General features: G+C 62.7%; 6 protein-coding genes and 2 pseudogenes. 5 read left to right on the top strand and 3 right to left on the bottom strand.

Going from position 1 to position 6,688, the window contains the following annotated elements; genetic code table 11:
- A pseudogene (locus tag I8N66_RS27135) lies at positions 1-894 on the bottom strand (LLM class flavin-dependent oxidoreductase); the annotation flags it as partial.
- A gap of 170 nt (positions 895-1,064) precedes the next feature.
- Here I8N66_RS27135 and ruvC point away from each other — a divergent pair.
- The 5 genes from ruvC (at position 1,065) to I8N66_RS27110 (ending at position 5,488) form a co-directional block, all read left to right on the top strand.
- Entirely contained in the window at positions 1,065-1,577 is a 513-nt protein-coding gene (ruvC, locus tag I8N66_RS27130; protein ID WP_291160454.1) for a crossover junction endodeoxyribonuclease RuvC, read from the top strand.
- Positions 1,578-1,693: 116 nt separating this feature from the next.
- Positions 1,694-2,311: a Holliday junction branch migration protein RuvA gene (gene ruvA, locus I8N66_RS27125; RefSeq protein ID WP_291160449.1), complete on the top strand. Its 618-nt coding sequence runs from the start codon at positions 1,694-1,696 to the stop codon at positions 2,309-2,311.
- A 94-nt stretch (positions 2,312-2,405) separates the two neighbouring features.
- A complete protein-coding gene (gene ruvB, locus I8N66_RS27120; protein WP_065375272.1) occupies positions 2,406-3,446 on the top strand; it encodes a Holliday junction branch migration DNA helicase RuvB in 1,041 nt (346 codons plus the stop codon).
- On the top strand, positions 3,447-4,349 hold the full coding sequence (locus I8N66_RS27115; RefSeq protein ID WP_291160444.1) for a metallophosphoesterase: 903 nt from the start codon (positions 3,447-3,449) through the stop codon (positions 4,347-4,349).
- Positions 4,350-4,822: 473 nt separating this feature from the next.
- On the top strand, positions 4,823-5,488 hold the full coding sequence (locus I8N66_RS27110) for a hypothetical protein (RefSeq protein WP_291160442.1): 666 nt from the start codon (positions 4,823-4,825) through the stop codon (positions 5,486-5,488).
- Positions 5,489-5,583: 95 nt separating this feature from the next.
- Here I8N66_RS27110 and I8N66_RS27105 read toward each other — a convergent pair whose 3' ends face one another.
- Both I8N66_RS27105 and I8N66_RS27100 read right to left on the bottom strand, forming a co-directional pair.
- Positions 5,584-6,474 (bottom strand): NAD(P)-dependent oxidoreductase, encoded by an 891-nt coding sequence (locus tag I8N66_RS27105; RefSeq protein WP_291160439.1) that lies wholly within the window; start codon positions 6,472-6,474, stop codon positions 5,584-5,586.
- Positions 6,471-6,688: pseudogene (locus I8N66_RS27100) on the bottom strand (glycosyl transferase); the annotation flags it as partial. The gene I8N66_RS27105 and the pseudogene I8N66_RS27100, both read right to left, overlap by 4 nt.

Here is a 6,688-nt window from a genome sequence, read left to right as displayed (position 1 = left end):
TGTCTGCTTAAGGAATGTTGCGATCTTGCGGCGGACCGTCTCTGGCCCGCCGACCACCGCATACATCATCGAACGGTCGACGAAGATCTTTTCGTCATAGCTCCAGAGTCCATCCATCGACTGGACCGGCGGCGGGAACTGCCCGCGCGCATTGCGACGCAGCGCCACGAAGGATTGTTGCATCGAGGTGAAGAGATAGTTCGCCTCCTCATCCGTATCGGCGGCGACACCCATGACGCCGACCATGACCTGAGGCTTGTCGAGCGTCTCGGACGGGGTAAAGCGTTCGCGGTAAATTTCGAGCGCCGAGAGCAGCATGTCGGGCGCGAAATGCGAGGCGAAGGCGAAGGGGAGGCCGAGCATACCGGCGAGATGGGCGCTGAAATGGCTGGAGCCCAGCAGCCAGATCGGCACATTGGTATCGGCACCCGGAACGGCGATGATCTTCTGGTCCTCGGCCACCGGGCCGAGCAACGCCTGCAGTTCGACGACGTCGTTCGGGAAATTGTTGCCGCTCGCTTCCATGTTGCGCCGAAGCGCCTGGGCGGTGCGCATGTCGGTTCCAGGTGCGCGGCCGAGGCCGAGATCGATGCGCCCCGGATAAAGAGCTGCCAGCGTGCCGAACTGTTCGGCGATCACCAGCGGCGAGTGGTTGGGCAGCATGATGCCGCCGGAGCCGACGCGGATGGTCTTGGTGGCGGCAGCCACGTGCGAGATCACCAGCGAGGTCGCGGCACTGGCGATGCCCTTCATGCCGTGATGCTCTGCCAGCCAGAACCGTTGATAACCGTTTTCCTCGGCAGCCTGGGCCAGCCGGCGCGAATTTTCGAGCGATTGGGCGACGCTGCCGCCTTGCGTGATCGGGGAGAGATCGAGGACGGAGAAAGTCGCCATGGCAAGGGCCTTCATTGAGAGAAATTGATGGAAAGCTATGTAAGCTCAATTTTCCTCAATCCAAGGGTGGTAGCGAAGAAATCCCCGCGGGTCCTTTCAACTGTGCGTATGTTTTTGTTTTGTTCACTTTTTGCTGGCAGCGTCCGGACTGGCATCATAGGGTGAATTTCATGCAGAATACGATTCGCATCATCGGCATCGATCCGGGCCTGCGCCGCACCGGCTGGGGCATCATCGAGACGCTCGGCAATTCGCTGCGCTTCGTGGCTTCAGGCACCGTTACCTCCGATGGCGATATGGATCTCGCCTCGCGGCTCTGCCAGCTGCACGACGGCCTTGCCGAGGTGGTGCACGGCTACCAGCCGCACGAGGCGGCAGTGGAGCAGACCTTCGTCAACAAGGACGCGACTGCGACGCTGAAACTCGGCCAGGCACGCGGCATCGCGATGCTGGTGCCGGCGCGCGCCGGGCTGAGGGTCGCCGAATATGCACCGAACGCGGTCAAGAAGGCGGTGATCGGCGTCGGCCATGGCGAGAAGCAGCAGATCCACATGATGATCAAGGTTCTGATGCCGAAGGTCGAGTTCAAGGGCAACGATGCGGCGGACGCGTTGGCGATCGCCATCTGCCATGCCCACAACCGGCAATCTGTGACCAGCCGGCTCGCCGCATTGATGGCGTAGTTGCAGTAGATCTAAAGTATGACGGCGACCCTACGCGTCTTGAAAGACGCGCGACGCTGGAGACAAGATATCTTCCGATGGTCTGGGCGACCATCCCCCACCGCGAGAGACGCCATATGAACGGCAAATTGAAGGGTACCATCGACGAGATCGGCGAGGATCATGTCGTGCTCGACGTGCATGGCGTCGGCTATGTCGCCTTTTGTTCGGCGCGCACGTTGTCCAAGCTCGGCTCTGCCGGCGAGGCGGCCATACTCTTCATCGAGACCTATGTGCGCGAGGATCAGTTGAAGCTCTTCGGCTTCCTGACGGCGCTGGAGCGCGAGTGGTTCCGGCTGCTGCAGAGCGTGCAGGGCGTCGGCTCGAAGGTGGCGCTCGCGGTGCTGTCGACCCTGACGCCGGGCGAGCTGGCCAATGCCATCGCGCTGCAGGACAAGACCTCGGTCTCGCGCGCGCCGGGTGTCGGCCCCAAGGTCGCGGTTCGCATCGTCACCGAGCTCAAGAACAAGGCGCCGTCCTTTGCCGGCGAGATGGCATCATCGATCGGCCTCAAGCAGGAGCTTGGAGAAGGCGTCGCGTCCGCGCCGGTATCGGATGCGGTTTCGGCACTCACCAATCTTGGCTACTCGCGTGACCAGGCGGCCAATGCGGTTGCAGCTGCACTGAAGAACGGCGGCGAGGGCGGCGACAGCGCCAAGCTCATTCGCCTCGGCCTCAAGGAACTGGCGCGATGAGCGCTTGCCTTGGCGGGGCGCAGAAGGCAGAACGGAAGAGGCCGGACACCGGTGGGTGCCCGCGCCATGACGACCGACCAACTGGAACGAATGCATGACTGATGCGGCACGTCTGATAACGCCGGAAAAACGCGGTGAGGATCTCGACGCGACCATGCGTCCGCAGTCGCTGGACGAGTTTACCGGCCAGGCGGAAGCGCGCGCCAACCTGAAGATCTTCATCGAGGCGGCCAAGAACCGCGGCGAGGCGCTGGACCACGTACTCTTCGTCGGCCCGCCCGGTCTCGGCAAGACGACGCTTGCGCAGATCATGGCCAAGGAGCTCGGGGTCAATTTCCGCTCGACTTCCGGTCCGGTCATCGCCAAGGCCGGTGACCTTGCGGCCCTGCTCACCAATCTCGAAGAGCGTGACGTGCTCTTCATCGACGAAATCCACCGGCTCAACCCTGCCGTCGAAGAGATTCTCTATCCGGCGATGGAGGATTTCCAGCTCGACCTCATCATCGGCGAGGGCCCGGCGGCGCGCTCGGTGAAGATCGACCTGTCAAAATTCACGCTGGTGGCGGCGACGACCCGCCTCGGTCTCTTGACGACGCCGCTTCGCGACCGCTTCGGCATTCCGGTGCGGCTCAATTTCTATACGGTCGAGGAACTGGAATCGATCGTCCGGCGTGGCGCCAGGCTGATGGGCCTCGGCATGACCGACGACGGTGCGCGCGAAATCGCCCGCCGCGCCCGCGGCACGCCGCGCATTGCCGGCCGGCTGTTGCGCCGAGTGCGCGACTTCGCCGAAGTGGCGCGCGCCGAAGCCGTGACCAAGCAGATTGCCGACGAAGCGCTGACGCGGCTGCTTGTCGACAACATGGGGCTCGACCAGCTCGACCGTCGCTACCTCTTCATGATCGCGCAGAATTTCGCCGGCGGTCCTGTCGGCATCGAAACTATCGCCGCTGGCCTCTCGGAACCGCGCGATGCGATCGAAGACATCATAGAGCCCTACCTGATCCAGCAGGGCTTCATCCAGCGAACACCGCGCGGTCGTATCTTGACCGCGAATGCCTGGAAACATATCGGCCTCAACCCGCCGAAAGAGGTCGAGGCGACGCAGTTTCGGCTGACACTCGAGGACGAATAGATGATTACACGCCGCGGATTATTGAAAGTGATCGGCGGCGGGATCGCCAGCATGGCGGCACTCGGCGGTTACGCCTTTGCCGTGGAGCCACTGGCTCGCCTGAGCGTGACCCGTTACGCGGTGACGCCGCCCGGTTGGACGCCCGGCCTAAAGCTTCGTGTCGTCATGCTCACGGATATCCATGCTTGCGAGCCGTGGATGCCGGCGAGCCGCATCGCTTCGATTTGCCGCCAGGCCAACAGTCTCGGCGGCGATGTCACGGTGCTCCTCGGCGACTATGTCGCCGGTATGAACTTCGTCACCAGCTACGTGCATTCCAGCGAATGGTCGAAAGCGCTTGCCACGCTCACGGCACCGCTCGGCGTTCATGCCGTGATGGGCAATCACGACTGGTGGGAGGACAAGACGGCGCAGAGAAATGGCGCTGGTCCGACCTTCGGGCACAAGGCGCTGCAGGATGTCGGCATCAACGTCTACAGCAATCGGGCGACCCGGCTTGAAAAGGACGGGCAGGGCTTCTGGATTGCCGGTCTCGAAGACCAGCTTGCCCTGGTGCCGGGCAAGAAGTGGCAGCGCCAGCGCATGACAGGTCTCGACGATCTCGACGGCACGCTTGCCCAGGTGGCCGACGGTGATCCTGTCATTCTGCTTGCCCACGAGCCGGACATCTTCCCGAGCGTTCCCGCGCGGGTCGCGCTGACGCTGTCGGGTCATACCCACGGTGGCCAGGTGCGGTTTCTCGGCTACGCGCCGGTGGTGCCTTCGCGCTTCGGCGATCGCTACGCCTATGGCCATATGGTCGAGGAAAACCGCAACCTCATCGTCTCGGGTGGACTCGGCTGCTCTCTCGCGCCTGTCCGTTTCGGCGTCCCGCCGGAGATCGTCGTCATCGATCTCGGGTAATCACGTCCACGCCGTGCGCGAGGGGTGCCCGCCACCCCTAGTCGGGCGGGGTAGCCGATTGGGGAGGGCCGAGCGTCGCCTGTCTCCGTCGCTGGTGATGTGCCTGGCTCATTTCAAGGGGTAACGGCTGCGATCTGTGAATTCGTATTCAATGTGACTATTTTACAATATTCTTAATCTCGCCACAGCGATGCCGCGCTTTGAGCCGATTTCGTCCGTACCTAGAGCCCGGGCGACGCCAGACCTAGTCCAAAGGCCAGTTCGCAGGCGCTGAAAGGTGTCAGGAATGCGGCAAAGTATGGGCTAGCTAAGGCGACAACGGGCGTAACAGTATCACATGCCGCCTAGGGACAGACGGAAGAGTATTGCGTTCAGCGTTATTTCACATGGTCTGAGGGAACACGAAGAGGCGCCAAATTAGCGGGGAGTGCCGTTCCCATGTGATGCTAACGACATCGGAAGGTACTTTTCTAATGGGACTCACGTTTCTGATTAATACCCTGAGCCTGGATCTCGTCATCGGACTGAAAACAGGCCTGCGCATTCTTCATTTCATCGGCCTTGCGCTCGGATTGGGCGCCGCCACCGTTCTCGACCTCATGATCCTGCGCTTTTTCATCAAGGGGAAGGTGTCTCCGGAGCACTTCGCCGTGTTTCACTTCGGGTCGAGGATCGTCAATTGGGGGTTGATCCTCCTATGGGTCACCGGTTTCGGCTTCCTGGCCTATTACGGCTTCTTCGAGCCGATCAAGCTCGGTAACGAAAAAGTCTGGGCGAAGATGACCATCGTCGCCATCCTGACGATCAACGGGGCGTTCATCCACGCGGTCATCCTGCCGAAGGTGAAGGCGCAGATCGGTTCGTCGCTGATGGATGGCATGTCGACGATGCAGCGCAGTGTTTTCCTCGTCTCCGGCGCCGTCTCGGCCACATCCTGGTATGTGCCGCTGATGCTCGGTGCACTGCCGCAACTCAACTTCGTGGTGCCGATGACTGCCATCCTGACGGCTTATGCGGTGCTGCTCGCTGCGGCCATTGCCTTTGCGCACAGTCTACTCTTCGTCGTACCGGGCTCGGCAGTGAGACCCAGGTCCTCTTCGCGCGTTGAGCCGGAAATGGAACTTCCCGCGGTCGCCTGACCGCCCCGGCAGCTGATCGACTGCCCCGATCGGCGCTGGTTTCGGCGCGACAAGAAAGGCCCGGCGTCCGCGACGCCGGGCCTTTCCGCTTGATGTCAGGCAAGCATGGCTCCGATCGTGCGCCGCAGCCGCTCGATTCCGCCCGGCTGCCACCCCATTCCTCTCAGCCTTCGGGTATTCATGGCATTGAAGGACGCCAGGGGCGCGGCATCCGGCAAGGCATGCGTGCTGCCGGTGATCTCCTTGACGATGGCAAGCAGCGCGCGGTTATCGACAAGCACGTCGGAGACATTGAGGGTCACGCACCCGGCAGGTTCACGCGGGCTTTCGATTGCCAATCGGACCGCAGCGCCGACATCGTCGCCATGCACCTCCGTGCCCGCGCGCGACAGAACCGGGCGTCCGGTGAGGTAGTCCGAGACGAGTTCCTGCCACTTGTGGCGGGTGCCGGGGCGCGTCTCGCCGTAGACACCGGTGACCCGCAGGTTGACGGGCCTGAATTCCGGGCCGGACATGGCGGCCAGAGCCTGTTCGGCTTCGAGCTTGAGGCGGCCGTAGAGCGTTTCCGGCCGGCACGGCGTTTCTTCCATGAGTTCCAGGCCCGGCATCTGCTCGCCGTAGACGGCACGGCTCGACAGAAACAGGCAGGTCTTCACCCCGCTCATGCTTGCCTCCCGAAAGAGGCGAAGGCTGCCGTCCAGATTGGCCACGCGAAAGCCTTCGGGGTCGTTGCCTTCGCCACCCCGGTAGCGTCCTGGCACATGTTCAAAGGCCGCGTGGACAAAATGGTCGATATTCGCGAAGGCTGCACCTTGGTCGCGCGTCGCATCGAGTGCCAGCGGCTGAAACGCGGTCGGGGCCCGGAAGTGCCCGGTTGCCGGCGGTGTGCGTGCCCCGACGACGACCTCGTAGCCGTGGTCGGCCAGATGCTCGACGATGAAGCGGCCGACGAAGCCCGTGCCGCCCGAGACAAGTACCCGGCTCATCGGTATGCCGGATTGGGTAGGGAGGCGATCTCCGGGATGCCGTCCCCGGTCAGGTAGGCGAACCAGAGGTCGATCAGCGGCTGCAGGATCTCGGCTCGGGGGTGATCCGTCTCCCAGGGCTTTTCATACTGGAAGTGCAGCACGCCGATCGAGCGCCAGTCCCAGAGATCGGGCATGTTGAACCAAACATATTGCAGCATGTTCATCGTCACCG

The organism is Ensifer sp. SSB1 (genome assembly GCF_016652895.1).
Classification (GTDB): Bacteria; Pseudomonadota; Alphaproteobacteria; order Rhizobiales; family Rhizobiaceae; genus Ensifer.
Note: the sequence above shows the minus strand (reverse complement) of the source record. Positions and strands in the feature narration are given on the sequence as shown.

Bases quoted from the DNA above. Each gene is read 5' to 3' on its own strand.
- I8N66_RS27110 (WP_291160442.1), top strand. From the start codon at position 4,823: ATGGGACTCACGTTTCTGATTAATACCCTGAGCCTGGATCTCGTCATC.
- I8N66_RS27115 (WP_291160444.1), top strand. From the start codon at position 3,447: ATGATTACACGCCGCGGATTATTGAAAGTGATCGGCGGCGGGATCGCC.
- ruvB (WP_065375272.1), top strand. From the start codon at position 2,406: ATGACTGATGCGGCACGTCTGATAACGCCGGAAAAACGCGGTGAGGAT.
- ruvC (WP_291160454.1), top strand. From the start codon at position 1,065: ATGCAGAATACGATTCGCATCATCGGCATCGATCCGGGCCTGCGCCGC.
- ruvA (WP_291160449.1), top strand. From the start codon at position 1,694: ATGAACGGCAAATTGAAGGGTACCATCGACGAGATCGGCGAGGATCAT.
- I8N66_RS27105 (WP_291160439.1), bottom strand. From the start codon at position 6,474: ATGAGCCGGGTACTTGTCTCGGGCGGCACGGGCTTCGTCGGCCGCTTC.